This window comes from Agrobacterium pusense (genome assembly GCF_013285525.1).
GTDB lineage: Bacteria > Pseudomonadota > Alphaproteobacteria > Rhizobiales > Rhizobiaceae > Agrobacterium > Agrobacterium pusense.
In genome coordinates, this window is record NZ_CP053856.1 from 1275206 (window position 1) to 1297393 (window position 22188).

General features: G+C 60.5%; 21 protein-coding genes. 13 read left to right on the forward strand and 8 right to left on the reverse strand.

The window, feature by feature from the left end:
- The first annotated feature begins 335 nt into the window (after positions 1–335).
- The 5 genes from HQN82_RS06270 (at position 336) to HQN82_RS06290 (ending at position 5653) form a co-directional block, all read left to right on the forward strand.
- Positions 336–1463, forward strand: a complete 1128-nt coding sequence (locus HQN82_RS06270) for an S-(hydroxymethyl)glutathione dehydrogenase/class III alcohol dehydrogenase (RefSeq protein ID WP_065653610.1) — start codon at positions 336–338, stop codon at positions 1461–1463.
- A 137-nt stretch (positions 1464–1600) separates the two neighbouring features.
- On the forward strand, positions 1601–2491 hold the full coding sequence (locus HQN82_RS06275; RefSeq protein ID WP_345791259.1) for a hypothetical protein: 891 nt from the start codon (positions 1601–1603) through the stop codon (positions 2489–2491).
- 108 nt (positions 2492–2599) lie between these two features.
- A complete protein-coding gene (locus tag HQN82_RS06280) occupies positions 2600–2863 on the forward strand; it encodes an acyl carrier protein (protein ID WP_173615004.1) in 264 nt (87 codons plus the stop codon).
- Entirely contained in the window at positions 2860–4392 is a 1533-nt protein-coding gene (locus HQN82_RS06285; RefSeq protein ID WP_112765855.1) for an AMP-binding protein, read from the forward strand. Before HQN82_RS06280 ends, HQN82_RS06285 begins: the two co-directional genes overlap by 4 nt.
- The gene (locus HQN82_RS06290) at positions 4376–5653 is read left to right on the forward strand and encodes a type III PLP-dependent enzyme (RefSeq protein ID WP_162699325.1); all 1278 of its coding nucleotides are present in this window, start codon (positions 4376–4378) and stop codon (positions 5651–5653) included. Before HQN82_RS06285 ends, HQN82_RS06290 begins: the two co-directional genes overlap by 17 nt.
- On the opposite strand, the gene HQN82_RS06295 is transcribed toward HQN82_RS06290, so the two are convergent.
- The 6 genes from HQN82_RS06295 to coaD form a co-directional block, all read right to left on the reverse strand.
- Complete coding sequence (locus tag HQN82_RS06295) at positions 5654–6811, reverse strand: aminodeoxychorismate synthase component I (protein ID WP_048902825.1); 1158 nt, start codon at positions 6809–6811, stop codon at positions 5654–5656.
- Between the two features lie 191 nt (positions 6812–7002).
- A complete protein-coding gene (gene tgt, locus HQN82_RS06300) occupies positions 7003–8133 on the reverse strand; it encodes a tRNA guanosine(34) transglycosylase Tgt (protein WP_004442089.1) in 1131 nt (376 codons plus the stop codon).
- Positions 8133–9215, reverse strand: a complete 1083-nt coding sequence (gene queA / locus HQN82_RS06305; protein ID WP_022556255.1) for a tRNA preQ1(34) S-adenosylmethionine ribosyltransferase-isomerase QueA — start codon at positions 9213–9215, stop codon at positions 8133–8135. The genes tgt and queA overlap by 1 nt, the downstream gene beginning before the upstream one ends.
- A 262-nt stretch (positions 9216–9477) precedes the next feature.
- Complete coding sequence (locus HQN82_RS06310; RefSeq protein ID WP_004442093.1) at positions 9478–9987, reverse strand: peptidylprolyl isomerase; 510 nt, start codon at positions 9985–9987, stop codon at positions 9478–9480.
- 36 nt (positions 9988–10023) lie between these two features.
- Entirely contained in the window at positions 10024–10593 is a 570-nt protein-coding gene (locus HQN82_RS06315; RefSeq protein ID WP_004442095.1) for a peptidylprolyl isomerase, read from the reverse strand.
- Positions 10594–10621: 28 nt separating this feature from the next.
- A complete protein-coding gene (coaD, locus tag HQN82_RS06320) occupies positions 10622–11116 on the reverse strand; it encodes a pantetheine-phosphate adenylyltransferase (RefSeq protein WP_006698870.1) in 495 nt (164 codons plus the stop codon).
- 436 nt (positions 11117–11552) lie between these two features.
- Between coaD and HQN82_RS06325 the strand changes: the two genes are divergently transcribed.
- The 8 genes from HQN82_RS06325 (at position 11553) to HQN82_RS06355 (ending at position 19357) form a co-directional block, all read left to right on the forward strand.
- On the forward strand, positions 11553–11732 hold the full coding sequence (locus tag HQN82_RS06325) for a hypothetical protein (protein ID WP_004442101.1): 180 nt from the start codon (positions 11553–11555) through the stop codon (positions 11730–11732).
- Positions 11733–11770: 38 nt separating this feature from the next.
- The gene (locus HQN82_RS25655) at positions 11771–11905 is read left to right on the forward strand and encodes a hypothetical protein (protein ID WP_004442104.1); all 135 of its coding nucleotides are present in this window, start codon (positions 11771–11773) and stop codon (positions 11903–11905) included.
- 404 nt (positions 11906–12309) lie between these two features.
- The gene (locus HQN82_RS06330; RefSeq protein ID WP_022556257.1) at positions 12310–14202 is read left to right on the forward strand and encodes a peptidyl-prolyl cis-trans isomerase; all 1893 of its coding nucleotides are present in this window, start codon (positions 12310–12312) and stop codon (positions 14200–14202) included.
- A 16-nt stretch (positions 14203–14218) separates the two neighbouring features.
- Entirely contained in the window at positions 14219–15232 is a 1014-nt protein-coding gene (trpD, locus tag HQN82_RS06335; RefSeq protein ID WP_173614671.1) for an anthranilate phosphoribosyltransferase, read from the forward strand.
- Positions 15233–15242: 10 nt separating this feature from the next.
- Complete coding sequence (trpC, locus tag HQN82_RS06340; RefSeq protein ID WP_173614672.1) at positions 15243–16058, forward strand: indole-3-glycerol phosphate synthase TrpC; 816 nt, start codon at positions 15243–15245, stop codon at positions 16056–16058.
- Positions 16059–16064: 6 nt separating this feature from the next.
- Positions 16065–16571, forward strand: a complete 507-nt coding sequence (gene moaC, locus HQN82_RS06345; protein ID WP_035211519.1) for a cyclic pyranopterin monophosphate synthase MoaC — start codon at positions 16065–16067, stop codon at positions 16569–16571.
- Positions 16572–17789: a molybdopterin molybdotransferase MoeA gene (locus HQN82_RS06350; RefSeq protein WP_173614673.1), complete on the forward strand. Its 1218-nt coding sequence runs from the start codon at positions 16572–16574 to the stop codon at positions 17787–17789.
- A gap of 497 nt (positions 17790–18286) precedes the next feature.
- On the forward strand, positions 18287–19357 hold the full coding sequence (locus HQN82_RS06355; protein WP_004442120.1) for a GGDEF domain-containing protein: 1071 nt from the start codon (positions 18287–18289) through the stop codon (positions 19355–19357).
- 94 nt (positions 19358–19451) lie between these two features.
- Here HQN82_RS06355 and HQN82_RS06360 read toward each other — a convergent pair whose 3' ends face one another.
- Both HQN82_RS06360 and HQN82_RS06365 read right to left on the reverse strand, forming a co-directional pair.
- Positions 19452–20060, reverse strand: coding sequence for a pyridoxamine 5'-phosphate oxidase family protein (locus HQN82_RS06360; protein WP_173614674.1), 609 nt, complete (start codon positions 20058–20060; stop codon positions 19452–19454).
- Between the two features lie 51 nt (positions 20061–20111).
- A complete protein-coding gene (locus HQN82_RS06365) occupies positions 20112–21923 on the reverse strand; it encodes a monovalent cation:proton antiporter-2 (CPA2) family protein (RefSeq protein ID WP_022556261.1) in 1812 nt (603 codons plus the stop codon).
- Between the last annotated feature and the right edge of the window lie 265 nt (positions 21924–22188).

Genomic DNA, 22188 nt, shown 5'->3' on the forward strand with positions numbered 1-22188 from the left:
CTAACGCCGGTTGATTGAAAATAGCTCTTTGGCAGCCTGCGGCGCTGCTTTTCGGGCAACGTCGCCTGACCACTGAAATACAGGGGTCAATTAACACGCAAACCGTAAATCAAAGCTCAATCGGAACTGAAAAATATGACGCAAATTCATATGCTTAGTTTATTTATTAATAAATTAGCTATCTTCGATAGAAGCGTATGAGCGTGTGACGCCGGTACAGGATTTGCATCCACATTGACATGCGTAAACACAAACTTGGGCTTGCCCCTTGTCCCTCCAGCCAAGCTCGGGCAAAACAGCCCATCCAATCACGAGACAATGCCAGGAGATAAGATATGGACGTCCGCGCCGCCGTTGCCATTCAGGCAGGAAAACCGCTCGAGGTCATGACCGTTCAGCTCGAAGGTCCCCGGGCCGGCGAAGTGCTGATCGAGGTCAAGGCGACCGGCATCTGCCACACCGATGACTTCACCCTTTCCGGCGCCGATCCGGAAGGCCTGTTTCCGGCCATTCTCGGCCATGAAGGCGCCGGCATCGTCGTGGATGTCGGAGCGGGCGTTACCTCCGTCAAGAAGGGCGATCATGTCATTCCGCTCTACACGCCGGAATGCCGCGAGTGTTATTCGTGCACCTCGCGCAAGACCAATCTCTGCACCTCCATCCGCGCCACGCAGGGCCAGGGCGTGATGCCGGACGGCACCTCGCGATTCTCGATCGGCAAGGACAAGATCCATCACTACATGGGCTGCTCGACCTTCTCGAACTACACGGTTCTGCCGGAAATCGCCGTCGCCAAGATCAACCCGGACGCCCCCTTCGACAAGGTCTGCTACATCGGCTGCGGCGTCACCACGGGCATCGGTGCGGTCATCAACACCGCCAAGGTCGAAATCGGCTCCACGGCCATCGTCTTCGGTCTCGGCGGCATCGGCCTCAACGTGCTGCAGGGCCTGCGTCTTGCCGGCGCGGACATGATCATCGGTGTCGACATCAACCCGGACCGCAAGGCCTGGGGCGAAAAATTCGGCATGACCCACTTCGTCAACCCGAAGGAAGTCGGCGACGATATCGTGCCCTATCTCGTCAACATGACGAAGCGCAACGGCGACCTGATCGGCGGCGCGGATTACACCTTCGACTGCACCGGCAATACCAGGGTCATGCGCCAGGCGCTGGAAGCCTCCCATCGCGGCTGGGGCAAGTCGGTCATCATTGGCGTTGCGGGTGCTGGCCAGGAAATCTCCACGCGTCCGTTCCAGCTCGTCACCGGCCGCAACTGGATGGGCACCGCATTCGGCGGCGCGCGCGGCCGCACGGATGTGCCGAAGATCGTCGACTGGTACATGGAAGGCAAGATCCAGATCGACCCGATGATCACCCACACCATGCCGCTCGAAGACATCAACAAGGGCTTCGATCTGATGCACAGGGGCGAAAGCATCCGCGGCGTCGTCGTGTACTGATCGGCTGGCAACGTCAGCAGGCGCGCAGCACGCGCGCCTGCCCATTCATGCAAATGTGATCGCTCCTTCGGCCTTGCAGCCAGCGCGATTAACGGGACGGTAAATCTATCGTTGTAATCCCATAACGCGCGGTGGGGTTGAAAAATCTCTTCCTCAGGCCGAGTGACGCCAGACAGCGGAGAGCGCCCCTGAAAATCGTATCGATCGATAACGGAAACCGCGCCGCCGCCATCAGTCTTCTGACGAAAGGTTTCCCTGAAAAGAGCGAGGCCTTCTGGTCCCGCGGGCTTGCGCTGATCGCCGAACATCACGAACGCCGGCAACTCGGTCCCGTCGGGCAATTGCTGATGAAAGGTGACGCCACCGCCGGTGTATTGCTGACAATCAAAAGCCGCCTGCCGGATACCGGCACTGTCGTCATCAATCTGTCCAGCTGGTATGTCGAGCCGGCTTGCAGATGGTTCGCGCCGCGCATGCTGCAAATGGCGTCGTCTTCAAAGGATGAGGTCTTCACCGACCTCACCCCCTCGGCCGAAGCCTGCAGGCTGAATGAGAGGCTGGGCTTTCACACGGTGACGGATTGCACGCTTTTTTATCCCCTGCCGTTGAAGGCGTTGCGCCCCTCGAGCGCCCGCCTCATAACGCTTGCCTCCGCTCAACCCGGTACGCTGACCAGCGAGACGCGTGAGATGCTTGAAGATCACGCGCGCCTCGGCTGCATCGTCGCCATCATGCAGGCGGATGGCCGTCATTACCCGCTGGTCTTTCTGAAAACGGCGACCAAAAGGGCGCCCTCCGCGCGCCTCATCTATTGCGAGGACCGCGCAGTCGTACAAAGACACATTTCCGCGATCGCCCGCCATCTCCTTCGCCACGGCAGATTTGCCATGACGATGGCTGCACTCGAGGGTGAACGAAACGCGGGCGGCTTCGCTGCACATAAATCTGCGCCGATACAAGTAAAAGGCGCATGGAACCCACAATTTATTAACGAAACATACTCAGAGTTGGTGTTATTGCCACCCTAGGTATTTTAGTGGTGCTGGGGTTGTCCTGACCGAAACCTGGCCTTTACAGATAAACGGGGTTCCGGTGCGGGAGCCATGGAAAATATACGGGGAGATCGGGGAATGAACATGCTTGCAGCAAAAACAAGCGAAATAGAGATTGCTGATACCATTCACTCCTATCTTTCGGACCGTTTCCCTGCCTATGCACCTTTTTCGGCGGACACGCCACTTCTCGAGGGAGGCGTCATCGATTCGCTCGGCTTTCTGGAGCTGATGATCTTTCTTGGTGAAGGCTTCGGCATCATTCTCGACGACGAACATTTCACCCCCGACAACCTTGGCACGCCCGCCGATCTCGTCTCCTTCGTCCTCAGGGAACGGAGGAGATGACACCTCCTTACCTGCTGCACCACCTGCTGGGCGCGCGCGCGGCAAGCGACGGGCAGGCGATCGTTTATAAAGACACATCCCTGAGCTACCGGCAATTTGCCGAAGCGGCGGAACGATGCGCGGCTGCCTTGCAGCAGGCCGGGGCGCAACGCGGCGACCGGGTCGTCATTTTTCTGCCGCGAGGCACGGAAGAATGCTGGTCGATCTTCGGCGTCAGCATGGCCGGATGCGTCTTCGTGCCGGTCAATGCGCTGCTGAAGGCGCAGCAGATACGCCATATCATCGTGGATTGCGGCGCCGAACTTGTCATCAGCAATGCGACCATGCGCGACGAGCTGAGCGCGGCGCTGGAAGGTCTGGCCGGTGTCCGCGTGCTTCTGGCGAACGATATCGCCGAAGGCGGCAAGACGTCAGTCAAAAGCCCGGCGGCAATCGGCGAAGACCTCGCGGCGATCCTCTATACATCCGGTTCTACCGGCTCACCCAAGGGCGTGATGCTGTCGCATCGCAATCTCCTGGCCGGCGCGCGCATCGTGCGCACCTATCTGGAGATTACCGGCAAGGATCGCATTCTTTCCCTTCTGCCCTTCAGCTTTGACTATGGCCTCAACCAGCTGCTGACGGCAGTGGAACAGGGCGCGACAACAATCATCTCCACCTTTAGGCTCGGTGACGATATCGTCCGCGACCTGCGCGACCATGCCGTGACCGGGCTTGCCGGGGTGCCGACAGTCTGGGCGATCCTGACGAGGGCGGCGCCGTCGCTTGCCAGGACGCCGCTTCCGCATCTGCGTTACATCACCAATTCTGGCGGGCGCGTGCCGCAGGAAACTGTGAAGGCACTGCGCGAAAAGCTGCCGGACACGAAAATCTACCTGATGTACGGCCTGACCGAAGCCTTCCGCTCCACCTTCCTGCCGCCGGATGAAATCGATCGCCGCCCGACCTCCATCGGCAAGGCCATTCCCGAATGTGAGATATTCATCGTCACCGCTGAGGGACAGCGGGCAAAGCCCGGCGAACCCGGCATTCTCGTGCATCGAGGCCCGACCGTTTCGCTGGGCTACTGGAACCGGCCGGAAGACACGGCGAAAGTCCTGCGCCCGCATCCCTTCATTCCGGCGGCACTGGGCGGAGAAACCGTATGTTACTCCGGCGATCTGGCGGTGGAAGACGAAGACGGGTTCTTCAGCTTCGTTGCCCGTAACGATGCGATGATCAAGTCTTCGGGTTATCGCATCAGCCCGACCGAAGTCGAAGAAAGCCTGATGTCGACAGGCTTGTTCCAGCAGGTCGCCGTCATCGGCCTTCCGGACCCCTTTGCGGGGGAAAAGGTGCATGCCGTGGCGACTGCCGCCAATGAAAATATCGATGTTTCCGCGGCACTGAAGAAGGCCGCTGAAATGCTCGCCCCCTTCATGATCCCGCGCGCCATCGAGCTGGTCGACCGGTTGCCCGTCACCGCCAATGGCAAGGTGGACTACCGCGCGCTTGTGCGCGAACGGACGGACAATGGCGCCCACGGATAAACCCCAGAGCCACGGTCCCGCCCTTGCGGCCGCGTCATTCGATATCAGTGAAAACGATCTTGTGATCGGCGGGCTTGCCGTGCGCGATATCGTCGCCGAAACCGGAACTCCATGCTTTCTCTATGATGCTGGCGCGATGCGCCGCGCCTACCGCGATCTCCAGGCGACGCTCTCCGGTTTTGCCGATATCTATTATTCGGTGAAGGCCAATCCCCTGCCCGCCATCATCGCACTCTTCCGGCAGGAAGGCGCCGGCGCGGAAATCGCTTCCGCTGGCGAATATCGCGCCGCTATAAAGGCTGGTGTCGCGCCGGAAAACATCATCTTTGCCGGGCCCGGCAAAAGCAGAGCCGAATTGCACGAAGTGATCACGGGCGGCATCGGCGAAATCCATATCGAAAGCGCCGAGGAAATTGCCCGCATCGAGGCAATCGGCAAACCCGTCAAGGCCTCTGTCCGCATCAATCCGGTGCCGGATGCGCAAGCCGGCGCCATGCGTATGGGCGGCAAGGCCACCGCTTTTGGTTTCGATGAGGAAGAACTGGAAAATATCCTGCCGCTTTTCCGGCGCGCGGGCGTTATCGATCTCGTCGGCATCCATATCTATGGCGGCACTCAGATCCTCGATGCGGACATGCTTGTCTCGCAATGGCGACATGCCATCTCAATTGCCGCCCGCATGGCGGAAATGCTCGGCAAGCCGCTTGAAACCATCGATCTCGGCGGCGGCCTCGGCATCCCTTACTTCGCCGGCGAAGCACCGCTCGATCTCGCGAAGGTAAAAGCCGCCGTCCCCGATCTGAAGGCACTGCTGAAAGCGCATCCGCTGATCGCCGACGCCCATGTCATCGTCGAGCCCGGCCGCTTCCTCGCCGGTCCGGGCGGGATCTATACGGCCGAAGTCAATTCCGTGAAGACCTCGCGCGGAACCACCTTCGTTGTGACGGATGGCGGCATGCACCATCACCTGGCCGCTTCGGGCAATCTCGGTCAGATCGTCAAGCGCAACTACCCCATCGTTGCGCCCGCCATGATGCAGGCCGACCACGCGGAGACTGCAAGCATCGTCGGCCCGCTCTGCACGCCACTCGATACGCTGGCTCGCAATGCGGCATTGCCGAGGCTCCAGGCCGGTGACCTCATCGCCATCCTGCAGTCAGGCGCCTATGGCGCAAGCGCCAGTCCCGGGGGTTTTCTAAGCCACGCGGTGGCGAAGGAAGTGCTGGTGGAAAATGGGGCGTTTGAGATGATCGGGCGATAATCACCTTCGCAGCAGCCTGTCCCCCACAGCGAATTTCGATTTCAGCAGGCACTCGTCATATTCCGCCTCAGCCATGGAATCGAAGACGATGCCGCCGCCGACATTAAAGACGGCGCGACCGTCATCGAACAGTGTCATCGTACGGATCGCCACCGAAAAGCGCATTTCACCACCAGGAGACATGAGGCCGATGGCGCCGCAATAGGCGTCGCGGGGCGTCGCTTCCAGTTCGCGCAGGATTTTCATCGCCCACATTTTGGGCGCACCGGTAACCGATCCGCAGGGAAACAACGCGGCGAAAATGTCTTCCACCGTCATGCCAGGCAACAGTTTCGCCCTGATATGGCTGACCATCTGGTGCACGGTCGGATAGGTCTCGATATCGAAAAGCCGTGGCACATCGAGGCTGCCGACCTCGGTGATGCGGGAAATATCGTTGCGCAAGAGATCAACGATCATCCGGTTTTCGGCGAGCGTCTTTTCATCCGCAAGCATTGCCGCGATGATCGCCCTGTCCTCCTCCGCATCCGCTCCGCGCGGCGTCGTTCCCTTCATGGGATGGGTTTCGATGAACCCCTGCCCGTCAACCGAGAAAAACAGTTCCGGCGAGCGTGACAGGATGACCGGGCCGCCGAGATCGACCAGCGCGCCATATTTCACCGGCTGGCGCTCGATCAATGACCAGAATGCCGTCAGCGGATCGCCGCTCCAGCGGGCATGGACGGGCATGGTCAGATTGCCCTGATAACAGTCGCCCCGGCGTATATGGTCGTGCAACAGCTCGAAACGCCGCCGATACTCGGGAAGTGTCCATGCCGGGACCGGATCGGCAAGAAACGCATCCGCGCCCGGAACTTCGTCAGGCCGCGCAAAGCGGCCGTCATCCGGCTGCGGGCCGGAAAAGACCCCGAAATTCAGGAACGGCACGTTGCGCGGTTCGGCCGCAAAAGACGCAAGCTTCGGCTCGAACAGGAAACCGGCCTCATAAGACACATAGCCAGCTAAATATTTTCCGGCACGGCGCAGTTCTTCCATGCGCTTCAGCGCTGCAAAAAATGCTTCTCGCTCATCCGCGACGATGATTTCCTCCGGCTCGGTGAAGGCTGTCACCGTGCCGGTCGTGTCATCCCGGAAAAGAACGTAAGGCGCATGTGCCAAGGAAAAATCCGTAGAAGGTAAATCTAGAGACTGCAGGGCGTCGGAAAGATACCTTTCCATCGTCATCCCCGGTTCCCGGATCAAATCCGAGGATGTCCCGAGGATCTACCACCCGTTGACTTTAGCGATCTCGGCAGATCCTCGGCACGAGACCGAGGATGACGTCGAGTGTGGAGACAGGTCACGAGGCATTAAACCGGGTCTATATCGCCCCGCGCCCACATTTCGATGGTTTCCGCATAAAAATCGGCGAAACGGCCTTCCTCGATCGACTTGCGGATACCCTGCATCAGCTCCTGATAATAGGCAAGATTGTGCCAGGAGAGCAGCATGCCGCCCAGCGCCTCGTTGGCGCGTACGAGGTGATGCAGATAGGCGCGGGAGTAATCGCGCGAGGCCGGGCAGTTGGATTGTTCGTCGAGCGGGCGCATATCCTCGGCATGGCGGGCATTGCGGATATTGACCTTGCCGCGGCGCGTAAAGGCCAGACCATGACGGCCGGAACGCGTCGGCATCACGCAGTCGAACATGTCGATGCCGCGCGCCACCGATTTCAGGATATCGTCAGGCGTGCCGACGCCCATCAGGTAACGCGGCTTTTCAGTGGGCAGCACCGGCAGGGTAATATCGAGCATGCCCAGCATCACATCCTGCGGCTCACCGACGGCAAGGCCGCCGACCGCATAACCCTTGAGATCGAGCTGCTTCAGCCCTTCGGCGGAGCGAATGCGCAGGTCCGGCTGGTCGCCGCCCTGCACGATGCCGAACATGGCCTTGCCGGGCTGGTCGCCAAAGGCGACGCGGCAGCGCTCGGCCCAGCGCAGCGACATTTCCATGGCGCGCTCGATTTCCTTGCGCTCGGCCGGCAGCGCGATGCACTCATCGAGCTGCATCTGGATGTCCGAATCGAGCAGTCCCTGAATTTCGATCGAGCGTTCCGGTGACATGTGGTGCAGCGAACCGTCCACATGGCTCTTGAAGGTCACGCCCTTCTCGTCCAGCTTGCGCAGGCCGGACAGCGACATGACCTGAAAACCGCCGCTATCGGTGAGGATCGGGTGCGGCCAGCGGATCAGCTCATGCAGGCCGCCAAGGCGGGCGACACGCTCGGGACCGGGCCGCAGCATCAGGTGATAGGTATTGCCGAGAATGATATCCGCCCCCAGCTCGCGCACCTGATCAAGATACATGGCCTTGACGGTGCCGACAGTGCCGACGGGCATGAAGGCGGGCGTGCGGATGACGCCACGCGGCATGGCGACTTCGCCGAGGCGCGCGCCGCCGCTCGTGGCTTTCAGGGTGAAGGTGAATTTGTCGTGCATCAGTTTTTCCGGAACAACAGGCTGGAATCGCCATAGGAATAGAAACGGTATCCTGTTTCGATGGCGTGCTTATATGCGTCACGCATCGTTTCGAGACCGCAGAAAGCCGAAACCAGCATGAACAGCGTCGATTTCGGCAGGTGGAAATTGGTCATCAGCATATCGACCGCGCGGAAACGATAACCGGGCGTGATGAAAATGCCGGTCGCATCGGACCACGGGTGAATGGTGCCATCCTCCGCAGCCGCGCTTTCGATCAGACGCAGCGACGTCGTGCCCACGCAGACAATGCGCCCGCCCCGCGCCTTGACCGCATTCAGCCTGTCGGCTGTTTCCTGCGAGACGTGGCCGATTTCGAAATGCATCTTGTGATCGTCGGTATCATCAGCCTTGACCGGCAGGAAGGTGCCTGCCCCAACGTGAAGCGTCACGAAATGCCGCTCGATACCGGCCTTGTCGAGCGCCGCAAATAGCTCAGGCGTGAAATGCAGCCCGGCGGTAGGCGCGGCAACGGCGCCCTTCTCGCGGGCGTAGATGGTCTGGTAGTCGGTCTGGTCCTGCGCATCTTCCGGCCGTTTGGCCGCGATATAGGGCGGCAGGGGAATATGGCCGACGGAGGCAATGGCCTCGTCCAGAACGGGACCGGAGACGTCGAACAGCAGCGTGATCTCGCCCTCCTCGCCCTTCTGCTCGACGGTGGCCTCCAGATGGGCAAGGCCGCAGGCGTTGTCGCGCTCATAACCGAAACGGATGCGGTCGCCCTGCTTGATGCGCTTGCCGGGACGCGCGAAAGCCTTCCAGCGGGACTGATCGGCGCGCATGTGCAGCGTGGCCGAAACGGCCGTCTCCGGCGCGCCTTCGCGCAGCCTGACACCTTCAAGCTGGGCGGGAATGACGCGGGTGTCGTTGAAAACAAGCGCATCGCCGGCCCGCAGGAAGGACGGCAGGTCGAAAACGCGATGGTCTTCCATGCGATTTTCATTCGGATCGACCACCAGCAGGCGCGCGCTGTCGCGCGGGTTGGCCGGGCGAAGGGCGATATTCTCCTCGGGCAGGTCGAAATCGAACAGGTCTACACGCATTGCAAGGGCTCTCGAAAATATCAAAACCCGCCCTCAATGGGGCGGGCGGTGTGTAGTGACAAGGCTTCGTCTAACGAGACGTCATCCTCGGGCTTGTCCCGAGGATCCAACCACGTTGCCGTTGGGGATCGTTAGATCCTCGGGACATCCTCGGGCTTGATCCGGGGACCGAGGATGACGGCTGAGAGGTTGGCACCCTTGTCATCAATGTGAAACGCCCCGCAGTTTCCTGCGGAGCGGGTAAACACGTTATACGCTACCTTCAAGCCGCCGAAGCGAGCTTCATGGACACGATCGAATCGGGGTCCTTCACCGGCTCGCCGCGCTTGACCTTGTCGATGGCTTCCATGCCCTCGATGACCTGGCCCCAGACGGTGTACTGCTTGTTGAGCCACGGGGAATCCGTGAAGCAGATGAAGAACTGCGAGTTGGCGGAGTTCGGGTTCTGCGAACGGGCCATGGAGCAGGTGCCGCGCACATGCGGGATGGCGGAGAATTCTGCCTTCAGGTCCGGCTTTTCGGAGCCGCCCATGCCGGCGCGGGCCGGGTTGAAGCTTTCGGAACCCTTCTTGCCGAATTTCACGTCGCCGGTCTGGGCCATGAAGTCTTCGATGACGCGGTGGAAAACGACGCCGTCATAAGCACCTTCCGATACCAGTTCCTTGATGCGGGCAACGTGGCCCGGAGCAACTTCCGGAAGCAGCTGGATCACGACCTTGCCGGTCGTCGTTTCCATGATGATGGTGTTTTCCGGATCCTTGATCTCGGCCATGATTATTCTCCTCTGTTCGGGCTCTATTGCCCTGTCTTACTTCTTGCCGACAGTGACCTTGATCATCCGGTCGGGGTTGGAAACTTCGCCGTTGCTGCCCTGCCCGCGCTTGATCTTGTCCACGGCTTCCATGCCGGACACGACCTTGCCGACCACGGTGTACTGGCCGTTCAGGAACGGACCGTCGGCAAACATGATGAAGAACTGCGAATTGGCGGAATTCGGATCCTGCGAACGGGCCATGCCGACCACGCCGCGCGTGAACGGAACCTTGGAGAATTCGGCCGGAATATCCGGCAGGTCGGAGCCGCCAGTACCTGCGCGCTGGGCGCTGAAGCCCTTCTCCATGTTGCCATACTGCACGTCGCCGGTCTGCGCCATGAAGCCGTCGATGACGCGGTGGAAGGCGACGTTGTCGTAAGCGCCCTTCTTGGCCAGCGCCTCGATCTGCGCCACGTGCTTCGGCGCGACGTCGGGCATAAGCTCGATGACAACGGGGCCGTCCTTCAGCTGGACGGTGAGAAGTTCGGCGGCAGACGCAAAGGTGCTGGCGGCAAGCGCGCCCGCAAACATGGCGCCGGCAAAGGCAAATCGAACGAGTTTCATCGGATTGGCTCCAAATGTAAGGCTGAAGTCAGCGCTTCAGCTTGGCGTTAAGGGCTTCAAGCACGGCTTTCGGCACGAAGGCTTCGACATTGCCGCCCATGGCGGCGATCTGCCGAACCAATGTGGCTGTAATGGGTCGCGACGAGGTGCCGGCGGGCAGGAACACGGTCTGGATATCGGGCGCCATCTGGCGGTTCATGCCCGCCATCTGCATTTCATAATCGAGATCGGTGCCGTCACGCAGGCCGCGCAGCAGAAGTCGCGCGCCATGCTGACGGGCCGCATCGACAACCAGATTATCGAAGGAGACGACGTCCATGCGCGCCGCTTCGCCCGGCAGCTGCTCCGCAAGCGCCTGCTTTATCAGCGCTGCCCGTTCCTCGAAACTGAACATCGGCGCTTTTCCGGGATGAATGCCAACCGCGACAATGACCTTTGACGCCACGTTCAGCGCCTGGAGAAGCACATCCAGATGTCCGTTGGTCATCGGATCGAAGGATCCTGGATAAAAGGCAATCGTCATATCGCTCTCAGATGGTGGGCGCGTCTCGACGCTTCAGCATATGTGCCGCCTTTTGTCATGGAGAAGCACGCGGCGCAAGACTTTATAACCACCCCTCACAAGCGCGGCCGTGCCGTGAACCCCCGATGAACGGGCCGTTCAGTGCGGTTTCAGAGCCATTTTGTTTAAATGCACAGCATCGGGAAACCGAAATGCCTTTCGCCCGTTAAGCAACCGGAGAATCGAAAATGCTGGCCTTCATGATCGTCGTTTCGGTCATCTCGTCATTCGCAGCCGAGTATCTTTTCCTCGAATGACGGCCTCAGCCAGTTTCCTGAACGCCAGATGAACGAGCCATTCAAGGAAGTTTCACCGGGGCGATGCTAATCGATTTTTATGATTGACGCGGAACATGATCGGACATGGTGCGTTAACAAGAAACCAAAGGAACAGACAAATGTTTGTAAGAGAAAAACAGTCTACTTCGGCGAAAATCAGCGTCATCAGCACCGCCTGGACAGTTCTGGTTATCGCAATGGTAGCAACGACGTTTAGCCTTTATGAACAGAAGCCTGAAAAGCTTGGACCTGACTATCCGCAACTGACCGCCCGCTACCAGTATATGAATTATTACTGATAACGGGGAGAAACTCTCGAAACTCCGGAGACGACATCATGTTCACATTTCTGACGATGCTTCTTGCCCTGATCAGCGTAATGTTCGTGATGTCAATGATCTCTGTCGTCGCTGAGATGCGACGCGAGGACGAGGAGTTCAAGGCGATGATCCGGCGCGACCGCGCTTTCTGAGTGCGGCAGGCTGGCATAAATCCGCTTTAAGAATGATTTTTCTCAACCGCCCTGGACCCTCCGGGCGGTTTTGTTTTGAAAGGCCTGCGATGGCCGCCCTCGTTCCTCTGCTTGTGACGAGAATCCAGTCAACACACGTCTGTGCGACGGAAAGACTCTTTTCAGCCCAAGGACTTGGGCGGGCTCGATTCCTGTCACAAGCACAGGAATGACGGTGTGGACGCCGCTGATATCCATCCGTTGCCTCCATTTCGGCACCTCCAATCACACAACCGTTTTCAAAACCCCGTTTTTCCAAGGGAAATTCCCTTCAATTTCCGAATGGATTGATTTAAGGAACGCCGATACGTTGCGGGCCGGACAGCCGGCGACCGCGATGACGTTCCTGTGAGGTTTGCATAACGATGCTCGATTCCCTGAGAAATGCTTCTCGAACCATGGCAGCCAAGCTGCTGCTTCTCCTGCTTGTTGTTTCTTTTGGCATCTGGGGCGTTTCCGCATCGCTTGTCACCGCCAATTCCCACGCCGTCATGACGGTGGGTGACCAGACGGTCAGCCCGGAGGAATTCCGCCTCGCCTATCAGCGGCAGATTTCCGATCTCAGCCGCCAGTTCGGCACAAGGCTGACGACCGAACAGGCCAAGGCCTTCGGCATCGACCGCCAGGTCTTCAGCCAGCTTGCAGCCGGGGCATCGCTTGACGAACTCGCTTCGAAGATGAACCTCGGTCTTTCGGAAGACCGTCTTGCCAAACTCATTGCCGAAGACCCCGCCTTCAAATCGGTCAATGGCCAGTTCGACCGCAACCTCTTTACGGAGCGCCTGCGCAATTCCGGTTTCCGCGAGGACGACTACATCAAGGAACGCAGCAAGGTCGCCGTGCGCAGCCAGATCGTTGAAGCCGTCTCGGACGGTTTTGCCGCACCGCAGGTTCTCGTGGATGCCCTGAAGCAATATCGCAACGAGCAGCGCGCCGTTGATTATGTCATTCTTTCAAACGCCGTCATCCCGCCGGTCAAGGCCCCCGGCGACGACGTGCTCGCCCCCTGGTTCGAGACGAACAAGACGAAATATCGCGCGCCGGAATTCCGCAAATTCACCTATGTGAAGCTGGAACCTTCCGACATCGCGGAGCCAGCCTCGGTAACGGACGCCCAGATCGCCGATTATTATAACAGCCACAAGGACAGCTTCCGCACCGCCGGCCGCCGCACGGTCGAGCAGCTGACCTTCCCGGACAAGGAAATGGCCGCCGCCGCTGCCGAACAGATCAGGCTCGGCAACACCACCTATGACCAGGTGGTGAAGGATCAGGGCAAGACGCCGTCCGACGTCACGCTTGGCGAATTCACAAAGGATACCATCCCCGACCAGTCGATTGCCGATGCCGCTTTTGCGATCCAGAAGGATGGGGGCGTTTCGCCGGTGGTTGAAGGCTCGTTCGGCCCGGTACTCCTGCGCGTCACGGGCATCAAGCCGGAAACCACCCGCACGCTGGAAGAGGCAAAGGAAGACATCCGCAAGGATCTCGCCACCGCCGCCGCCGCGGAAGAAATCACCAATGTGCACGACCGTTACGAGGATCTGCGCGCCGGCGGTTCTTCGCTTGCGGACGCCGCACAGCAGCTGAACCTGAAACCGGTCACCATTGCCGCCATCGACGCAGCCGGTCTCGACGAAAAGGGCGATGCGGTCGAAGGCCTGCCCTCCCCGCAGCTCGCCCAGGACGTGTTCAAGACCGAACCCGGAACCGAGGCCCTGCCGATCAATCTCGGCCGCGAAGGTTACATCTGGTTCGACGTCGAGCAGATCATCCCTGCCCGCGACCGCACGCTTGCCGAAGTCCGCGACGATGTCGTGGCCGACTGGACGGCAGAGCAGCAGCGCACCGCACTTGCCGCCAAGGCCGACGAGCTGAAGGCCCGCGTTGAAAAGGGCGAGACGCTGGAGGCTGTCGCGGGTGAGCTGAGCCTTGCAGTCGAACAGAAATCCGGCCTGCGCCGCACCAGCGAAGATGCGATTTTCGGTCGCCAGACCATCGCCGCCGTCTTCTCGGGCGCCGAAGGCGTAGTCGGCACCGCGGCCGATGCCGATGGTTCCAGCCGCATCCTCTTCAAGGTCACCTCTGTCGACACCAACGCGACGCCGGACGCGCTCGCCAATGACGACCAGCAGTTTGCCGCCATTGCCCGCGCGGCCGGCGACGACATGCTGGACCAGATGGTCAACCGCCTGCAGAATGACTATGGTGTGACGATCAACCAGGCCCTCGCCGATCAGGCGATGGTCGGCTTCTAACCCGGGAGGCGACGAGATGGCCGAACTGAAGCCGCTGATCGCCAGGGTCGCGAATGGAGAAAGCCTGAACCGCGAGGATGCGCGCACGGCTTTCGACATTCTGATGTCGGGCGAAGCCACGCCGTCGCAGATCGGCGGTTTCCTGATGGCGCTGCGCGTGCGCGGTGAAACGGTCGACGAAATCGTCGGCGCCGTCTCCTCCATGCGTTCCCGGATGTTGCCGGTTTCCGCCCCCGCCAATGCCATCGATATCGTCGGCACCGGCGGCGACGGCATCGGCACCTACAACATCTCGACACTCGCCTCGATCATCGTCGCCGGCACGGGCCTGCCGGTCGCCAAGCACGGCAACCGGGCATTGAGTTCCAAATCCGGCACGGCAGATGCGCTTTCCGCACTCGGCGTGAAGCTCGATATCGGTCCCGATCTCATCGCCCGCTGCATCAGCGAGGCGGGTCTCGGCTTCATGTTCGCGCAGATGCACCATTCCGCCATGCGCCACGTTGGCCCGAGCCGCGTCGAACTCGGCACGCGCACGATCTTCAACCTGCTCGGCCCCCTCTCCAACCCGGCCGGCGCAAAACGGCAATTGCTCGGCGTGTTTTCGCCACGCTGGCTGGTGCCGCTTGCCGAAGTGCTGCGTGACCTGGGTTCAGAAAGCATCTGGGTCGTGCATGGCGACGGCATGGATGAAGTCACCACCACGGGCGTCACCCGTGTGGCGGCGCTCGAAGGCGGCAATATCCGCACCTTCGAGCTGACCCCAAAAGATTTCGGCGTTGAGCCGGCGCGGATGGACGACCTCAAGGGCGGCGACGGCATTGCCAATGCGGCGGCGCTGCGCGAGGTTCTTTCAGGCAAGCGCAATGCCTATCGCGACGTATCGCTTTGCAACGCAGCCGCAGCGCTTGTCATCGCCGGCAAGGCGGAAACGCTTGGCCAGGCCATGACGATTGCCAGCGATGCCCTCGACAGCGGCAAGGCCGCCGCCGCGCTGGAGCGTCTGGTCGCCGTATCAAACGAGGAATGAGAGCGAGACCATGAGCGACATTCTCAAGAAGATCGAGACTTACAAGCTCGAAGAAATCGCCGCCGCCAAGGCGAAGGTTTCACTGGCCGATCTGAAGGCCATGGCTGCCGACCAGAGCGCACCCCGCGGTTTTTACAGGGCGCTGAAAACAAAGCAGGCCGAGGGCAAGTTCGGCCTTATCGCCGAAATCAAGAAGGCCAGCCCCTCCAAGGGCCTCATCCGCCCCGATTTCGATCCGCCGGCGCTGGCTGCGGCCTATGAGGCTGGCGGCGCTGCATGTCTTTCTGTCCTGACAGACAGGCCGAGCTTTCAAGGCGCTCCGGAGTTCCTGACCGCCGCCCGCAATGCCTGCGCCCTGCCCGCGCTGCGCAAGGATTTCATGTTCGACACCTATCAGGTGCACGAAGCCCGCGCCTGGGGCGCGGACTGCATTCTCCTCATCATGGCCTCGCTGTCGGATGACGACGCGAAACGGCTGGAAGACGAGGCTTTCGCGCTTGGCATGGATGTGCTGATCGAAGTGCACGACGAAGAGGAAACGGAACGGGCGCTGAAGCTCGACTCGCCGCTTTTCGGCATCAACAATCGTAATCTTCGCACTTTCGAGGTTGGCCTCGAAACCAGCGAAAGGCTGGCGGGACTGGTGCCCGCCGACAGGCTGCTGGTGGGCGAAAGCGGCATCTTCACCTTCGAGGATTGCCAGCGCCTGAAAAAAAGCGGCATCAGCACCTTCCTCGTCGGTGAAAGCCTGATGCGCAAGGACGATGTGACGGCGGCCACCACGGCGCTGCTGACGGGCCAGTCCGGCATTCTGGCAGCGGAATAAACCCGGATGAGCGACGCCCAGAAGCTCACCCATATCGACGCGGCCGGTGAAGCGCATATGGTCGATGTTGGCGACAAGGCGGAAACCGTGCGTGTTGCGGTGGCCGAAGGCTTCGTGAAAATGAAGCCGGAAACGCTGGCGCTTATCCACGACGGCAACGCCAAGAAGGGCGATGTCATCGGCACCGCACGGCTGGCCGGCATCATGGCCGCGAAGCAGACCGCCAATCTCATTCCGCTCTGCCACCCGCTGATGCTGACCAAGGTGGCGGTGGACATAACCGAAGATGCCACCCTGCCCGGCCTCCGCGTTGAGGCCAGGGTGAAACTGTCAGGCAAGACCGGCGTGGAAATGGAAGCGCTGACCGCCGTCTCCATCGCCTGCCTGACGATCTATGACATGGCGAAGGCCGCCGACAAGGCGATGGAGATCATCAATATCCGCCTGCTTGAAAAGAGCGGCGGCAAATCCGGTGATTTCAAAGCCAGCGATTTCGGGCGACAGGAGAACTGAATGAAGCCGCTGCTGCCCGTGGATGAGGCCATCGCGCGCCTTCTGGACGCAGCGGTTCCGGTCACCGACACCGAAACTCTGCCGCTCGCCGAATGCGACGGCCGCGTTCTCTCGGTCGATCTCATCGCAAGCCTCACCCAGCCCCCCTTCGATGCCTCAGCCATGGACGGTTATGCATTGCGCAGCGCCGATGCACCGGCCATCGGCTCGGTCCTCGCCGTCATCGGCCAGGCCGCCGCCGGTCATGCTTTTGCCGGCACGGTGGGTGAAGGACAGGCGGTGCGCATCTTCACCGGCGCGCCCGTGCCGCAGGACGCGGATACGATCCTCATTCAGGAGGATGCCGAAGTCCTGGAAGGCGGAAAGATCCGCACGGCCTTCGATGTCACCGCCGGGCGACATATCCGACCGCGCGGGCAGGATTTTACCAAAGGCGAAACGGTGCTGGAGGCTGGAAGGGAACTCGGCTTTGCCGATCTCACGCTGGCGGCGGCGACGAACCACGCCACGCTTACCGTCTATCGCAGGCCACGCATCGCCATCCTCGCCACCGGCGACGAGTTGCTGCCGCCTGGAAGCGTTCCGCAGCCGGCACAGATCATCGCGTCCAACACCTTTGGCGTCGCCGCGCTGGCCCGCAAGGCCGGTGCAGAGGTACTGGATCTCGGCATTATCCCCGATGATGCCGCGCTGATCCGCGCCGCCATCGGCGAGGCCGTTGCGGCGAAGGTTGATGTGCTGGTGACACTCGGCGGCGCCTCCGTCGGAGACCACGATCTGGTGCAGGCTGCATTGAAGGCGGAGGGCATGCAGCTCGATTTCTGGCGCATCGCCATGCGCCCGGGAAAACCGCTGATGGTGGGCTCCATCGGCAGCATGCAGGTTCTCGGCCTGCCCGGAAACCCGGTGGCCAGTCTCGTTTGTGGTCTGCTTTTCCTCGAACCCTTGGTCAGCCGGATTGGCCGGCGCGTGCCGCCGCAACGCATCGCGACCGCAAGAACCGCGACGGCGCTGAAGGCCAACGACCACCGCCAGGATTATCTTCGCGCCCGCCTGGTTAGCGGTCAAGGCGGCGTGGTCGTGGCGGAGCCTTACGCCAGACAGGATTCATCCATGATGAACATCTTGGCCCATTCCGACGTCCTGATCATACGTCCTCCCCATGCGCCGCAGGCTGACGCCGGGGCCGAATGCCCGGTCATCAAACTCAGGGCCTGAACCCGCAGCCAAACGACGACAACACGCTTTCACGGCACTCGGATGAGGCATTTGTGCACCCGCCTGCTGACATCGCCCGGAACGGCGCCGCGTTCAATCCCCTCAGGTCCGCCAGACAAACTGTAACGTTGCGCCTTTGGAGACGGCCGACAAATATCGGCGTCCCCAAAACCATGTCTTGGCGAATGGAAATTCCTCGCCCCTTGAGCTTTTTTCCTCTCCACGAATCACGTTGCTGTGCCAAAATAAATCAGCTGCAAAGCGTTATCGGGATTGACAGAATAAATGCGAAACTGTCACCAAGGCGGATAGTAGAGGTCAAAAATTCCGGAAATTCCAAAAAATGAAAATTACTTATAATTATCAATTAAATAAGATAAAAATCGTACAAAATAGAATTTCCTGCAATAAAAATTAGTTCTCCATAAATTAAGCTTTCCAAAACAGCCTCCATAATAATAATCATAGTCTATAAGCAGACTCACTGGAGTTTCTTGATGAACACGGCATCCACGCCCAAGACCACGGGACCCGACATTGCCGGGCAGATTGCCCACGCCATGCGGAGCATGGGTGTTTCGCCGATCCCGCGCAACTACAGCCTTTTCTACGAAGCCTATATCGGTTCGAACCCTGCGCTGACCAAGGATCTGGCGGCGCTGGGAAACCGGGTGACGCAGGACGATCTGGACGAGCTATCCGCGCGTTACGGTGATGGCGGTCCCGCGCGCTTCATCGACGATGCGCATGAAAAGCTGCGACGCGAACTGGAAGCCCTTCTGGGGACCTTACGGCGGGAACAATCCTCCATCGAGAACTACAACAGGATCCTCGGCGAGACGCGGCAGCGTATCGATGACAAGAATGCCGCCAGCAGCAATATTCTGAGAAACGCAATTGCGTTGCTGGCCGAGGCCACCGGCTCGAAGATCATCGACGGCGAAAAGGCGTTCAACGACGTCAACCGCCATGCCGAGGAAATGCACCAGGTGCGCCTGGAGCTGGATGAATACAAGCGCATCGCCAATACCGATTCGCTGACCCGCCTTTCCAACCGGCGGGCTTTCGACGACCGGCTGGCAACCGTTTATGATACCTCCATCGGCCTGCAATATACGTCGCTCGTCCTGCTCGATATCGATCACTTCAAGCGGATCAACGACACGTTCGGCCATCCGGTAGGCGACAAGATTCTGGCTACCGTCGCTTCGGTCATTCGGGCGAATGTCCGCAAGGACGGCTTCGTCGCCAGAAGCGGCGGCGAGGAATTCGCCATCATTCTCGACGGCAATACGCCGGAGGAAGTCATGGTGATGTGCGAGCGCATCCGCCTGTCGCTGGAGAGCACACCCTTCCGCAATTCGAGATCAGGCGCGGATTACGGCACGGTAACGATCTCGATCGGTTTTGCCGCTGCCGCGCAGGCCACCAATCCGACCGAACTTTACGCCCATGCGGATACGGCGCTCTACCACGCCAAGGAAACCGGCCGGAACCGCTCGGTCTTCTACGAGGACGGTATGCAGAAGAACTATACCGGCAAAAACTGGCTGATTTATCGGACTTGAGGCAAATTGCGCCGATTTGGGCGCATTAAAAACACAGCGCTGTCCCCGCCCTCATTCCTGACAAGCATAGGAATGAGGGCGAGAGGGGGAAGCCTCACCACATCGTCTTCGCCGCGCGCGCCGCCCATTCGCGATCATAGGTCTCCTGATCGAATTCCGCCTTGGCCGCCTTGAGCAGCAGACCCGGCGTCGGAAGCGACGACGGGTCGACAAAATTGTCGGGATTCCACAATTCAGACCGCATCAGCGCCCGTGCACACTGGAAATAGACTTCGTCGATCGTGACCACGATGACGGTGCGCGGATGTTTGCCATCCATCTCGAAGCTCTGCAACAACGTGGGGTCAACGGAAACCAAGGCGCGGCCATTGATGCGCATGGTCGTATTCGAGCCGGGGATCAGGAACATCAGCGCCACGCGCGGATCCCGCACGATGTTGAGAAGCGAATCCACGCGGTTATTGCCACGCCAGTCCGGCAGCAGCACGGTCTTGTCATCGGCCACGCGCACCACACCGCCCTTGTCGCCGCGCGGTGAACAGTCCATGCCCTCCGGCCCCACCGTCGCCAGAGCGAGAAACGGTGACGTTTCGATCATCAGCCTGTATTCGGCCGTCAGCGCGGCTGTCACCTTGGCGATGGATGCCTTGCTCGTGCCGTCATAGATGGCCTTCAATTCCTCGACCGTGCGAATGATCGTCATGTCAGTTCCTATCCCTCGAAATCACCCTGCGACACCGCCGGGCGCAATCCCTTACTCTTCCGCCGCCTCCGCCTTTTCCCGCTCCGCCCGCTCACGCGCCGTGCGCGCGGCGACGAGATCGGCTGGCTGGGCGTTGCCGCGGATCAGCGAACGGCCGGCATAAATGCCGCCGACGACCTCCATGGCGAAACGCTCCTCGTCGCGGTCGCGGAATTCCTCCACCAGACGGGCGGCGTCTTCCCGCTCCTCGCCCATGGCGCCCAGAACCTCCTCGCTGAAATTCAGCGCCGATTCCAGCGTCTCGCGAATCTGGTAATCCACGCCGGCCTTCAGCAGATCGATGGCGTGGCCGCGGTCATAGGCGCGGGCGAGAACCGGAACCAGCGGGAATTCATGCTTGACGATCTCCGCGATCCGGACGGCTGCTTCCTTGTCGTCGACGCAGATGAGAACAGCACGCGCCGTGCTGGCGCCGGCGGCATGGAGGATTTCCGCCCGCGAGCCATCGCCATAATAGACCTTGAAACCGAATTCCGCCGCATCGCGCACGAAGTCGGCATCCTTGTCGATCAAAGACAGCGTGTAACCGCGCGCCAGAAGCGGCTGGCTGACGATCTGGCCGAAACGTCCGAAACCAATCAGGAGAATGCTGCCCTCGACATTTTCAGGCACGTCGAGATCGTCAGTATTGGGCACCGCCGCCGGCACCAGCCGGTCGTGCAGGATGACCATCAGCGGCGTCAGGACCATGGAGATGATGATCGTCGCCGTCAGGATGGCATTGGCCTCCCGGTCGAGAATGCCGGCGCTGACAGCGGCAGAATAGAGCACGAAGGCGAATTCGCCGCCCTGCGCCATCAGCACCGCCCGTTCCAGGCTTTCACGCCTGGTGGTGCCGAGCGCCCGCGCCACGCCATAGATGAGGAAGGCCTTGAGCAGCATGTATCCGGCGACACTGACCAACACCAATTGCCAGTTGGAGGCAATGACGGCAAGATCGATCGCCATGCCGACGCCGAGGAAGAACAGGCCGAGCAGAATGCCGCGAAACGGCTCGATATCCGCCTCCAGCTGATGGCGGAAGGAGGATTCCGACAGCAGCACGCCGGCCAGGAAAGCGCCCATCGCCATGGAAAGGCCGCTGACCTGCATCAGAAGCGCCGAACCCAGCACCACCAGCAGCGCCGCAGCCGTCATCACCTCGCGCGCACCGGAGGCCGCCAGCAGGCGGAAGAACGGGTTGAGCAGATAACGTCCGGCAAGGATGAGCGCACCGACGGCGGCAAGCGCAATGCCGACGGAAACCCAGCGCTCCGACGCCGTGACATCTTCCCCGCCCGAACCGAGGAAGGCGACGAGCGCCAGCAGCGGAACGATGGCCAGATCCTCGAACAGCAGGATGGCGATGATGCGCTGCCCTTTCAGGCTGGACATGCTGTTGCGCTCCTGCAGCATCTGCATGACGATCGCCGTCGACGTCAGCACGAAGCCCGTGCCAGCGACGAAGGACATGATGACAGGAAAGCCGAGACCGACCCCGATCAACGTCAGGCCGCCCATGCAGACCAGCACCTGCAATGCGCCGAGTCCGAAAATATCCTGCCGCATGGACCACAGCCGCGACGGCTGCATTTCAAGGCCGATGATGAACAGGAACATCACCACGCCGAGTTCCGCTATGTGCAAAATGGCCTGCGAATCGGAAAAGAAACCAAGACCGTAAGGCCCGATCACCAGGCCGGCGGCGAGATAACCCAGCACAGAGCCGAGGCCGATGCGCTTGAAGATCGGCGCGGCGACAACGCCTGCCGCCAGCAATACGACCACCTGGGCCAGATCATTTCCGTTCGCTTCTACGGCCACACGCCACCCCGTTTAAATAGTGAGACAAGAGCTTTGCCCTCGTCCGATTATCGGCAACGCGCGAGAACATTTCCTCCGTCATGCCGGACTAGATCCGGCATCCAGCCACGGCGCGTCTGCGCCGTGAAAGGACTCTCCCGCGATCAAGGACTTGATCGCGCTGGACCCCGGATCAAGTCCGGGGTGACGAAGAGCGAATGCAACAACGTTGCCAAACGCAGCAGTTCTTCGACCCCTTTGCCATCATTCTCACGAGGGCGTCTCC

Excerpts from the sequence above, each read along its gene's own strand:
- HQN82_RS06270 (WP_065653610.1), top strand. The coding sequence starts at position 336 with ATGGACGTCCGCGCCGCCGTTGCCATTCAGGCAGGAAAACCGCTCGAG.
- trpD (WP_173614671.1), top strand. The coding sequence starts at position 14,219 with ATGGCCGAACTGAAGCCGCTGATCGCCAGGGTCGCGAATGGAGAAAGC.
- HQN82_RS06310 (WP_004442093.1), bottom strand. The coding sequence starts at position 9,987 with ATGGCCGAGATCAAGGATCCGGAAAACACCATCATCATGGAAACGACG.
- HQN82_RS25655 (WP_004442104.1), top strand. The coding sequence starts at position 11,771 with ATGTTCACATTTCTGACGATGCTTCTTGCCCTGATCAGCGTAATGTTC.
- trpC (WP_173614672.1), top strand. The coding sequence starts at position 15,243 with ATGAGCGACATTCTCAAGAAGATCGAGACTTACAAGCTCGAAGAAATC.
- tgt (WP_004442089.1), bottom strand. The coding sequence starts at position 8,133 with ATGCACGACAAATTCACCTTCACCCTGAAAGCCACGAGCGGCGGCGCG.
- HQN82_RS06290 (WP_162699325.1), top strand. The coding sequence starts at position 4,376 with ATGGCGCCCACGGATAAACCCCAGAGCCACGGTCCCGCCCTTGCGGCC.
- HQN82_RS06330 (WP_022556257.1), top strand. The coding sequence starts at position 12,310 with ATGCTCGATTCCCTGAGAAATGCTTCTCGAACCATGGCAGCCAAGCTG.
- HQN82_RS06325 (WP_004442101.1), top strand. The coding sequence starts at position 11,553 with ATGTTTGTAAGAGAAAAACAGTCTACTTCGGCGAAAATCAGCGTCATC.
- HQN82_RS06280 (WP_173615004.1), top strand. The coding sequence starts at position 2,600 with ATGCTTGCAGCAAAAACAAGCGAAATAGAGATTGCTGATACCATTCAC.
- coaD (WP_006698870.1), bottom strand. The coding sequence starts at position 11,116 with ATGACGATTGCCTTTTATCCAGGATCCTTCGATCCGATGACCAACGGA.
- moaC (WP_035211519.1), top strand. The coding sequence starts at position 16,065 with ATGAGCGACGCCCAGAAGCTCACCCATATCGACGCGGCCGGTGAAGCG.
- HQN82_RS06285 (WP_112765855.1), top strand. The coding sequence starts at position 2,860 with ATGACACCTCCTTACCTGCTGCACCACCTGCTGGGCGCGCGCGCGGCA.
- queA (WP_022556255.1), bottom strand. The coding sequence starts at position 9,215 with ATGCGTGTAGACCTGTTCGATTTCGACCTGCCCGAGGAGAATATCGCC.
- HQN82_RS06355 (WP_004442120.1), top strand. The coding sequence starts at position 18,287 with ATGAACACGGCATCCACGCCCAAGACCACGGGACCCGACATTGCCGGG.
- HQN82_RS06315 (WP_004442095.1), bottom strand. The coding sequence starts at position 10,593 with ATGAAACTCGTTCGATTTGCCTTTGCCGGCGCCATGTTTGCGGGCGCG.
- HQN82_RS06350 (WP_173614673.1), top strand. The coding sequence starts at position 16,572 with ATGAAGCCGCTGCTGCCCGTGGATGAGGCCATCGCGCGCCTTCTGGAC.
- HQN82_RS06360 (WP_173614674.1), bottom strand. The coding sequence starts at position 20,060 with ATGACGATCATTCGCACGGTCGAGGAATTGAAGGCCATCTATGACGGC.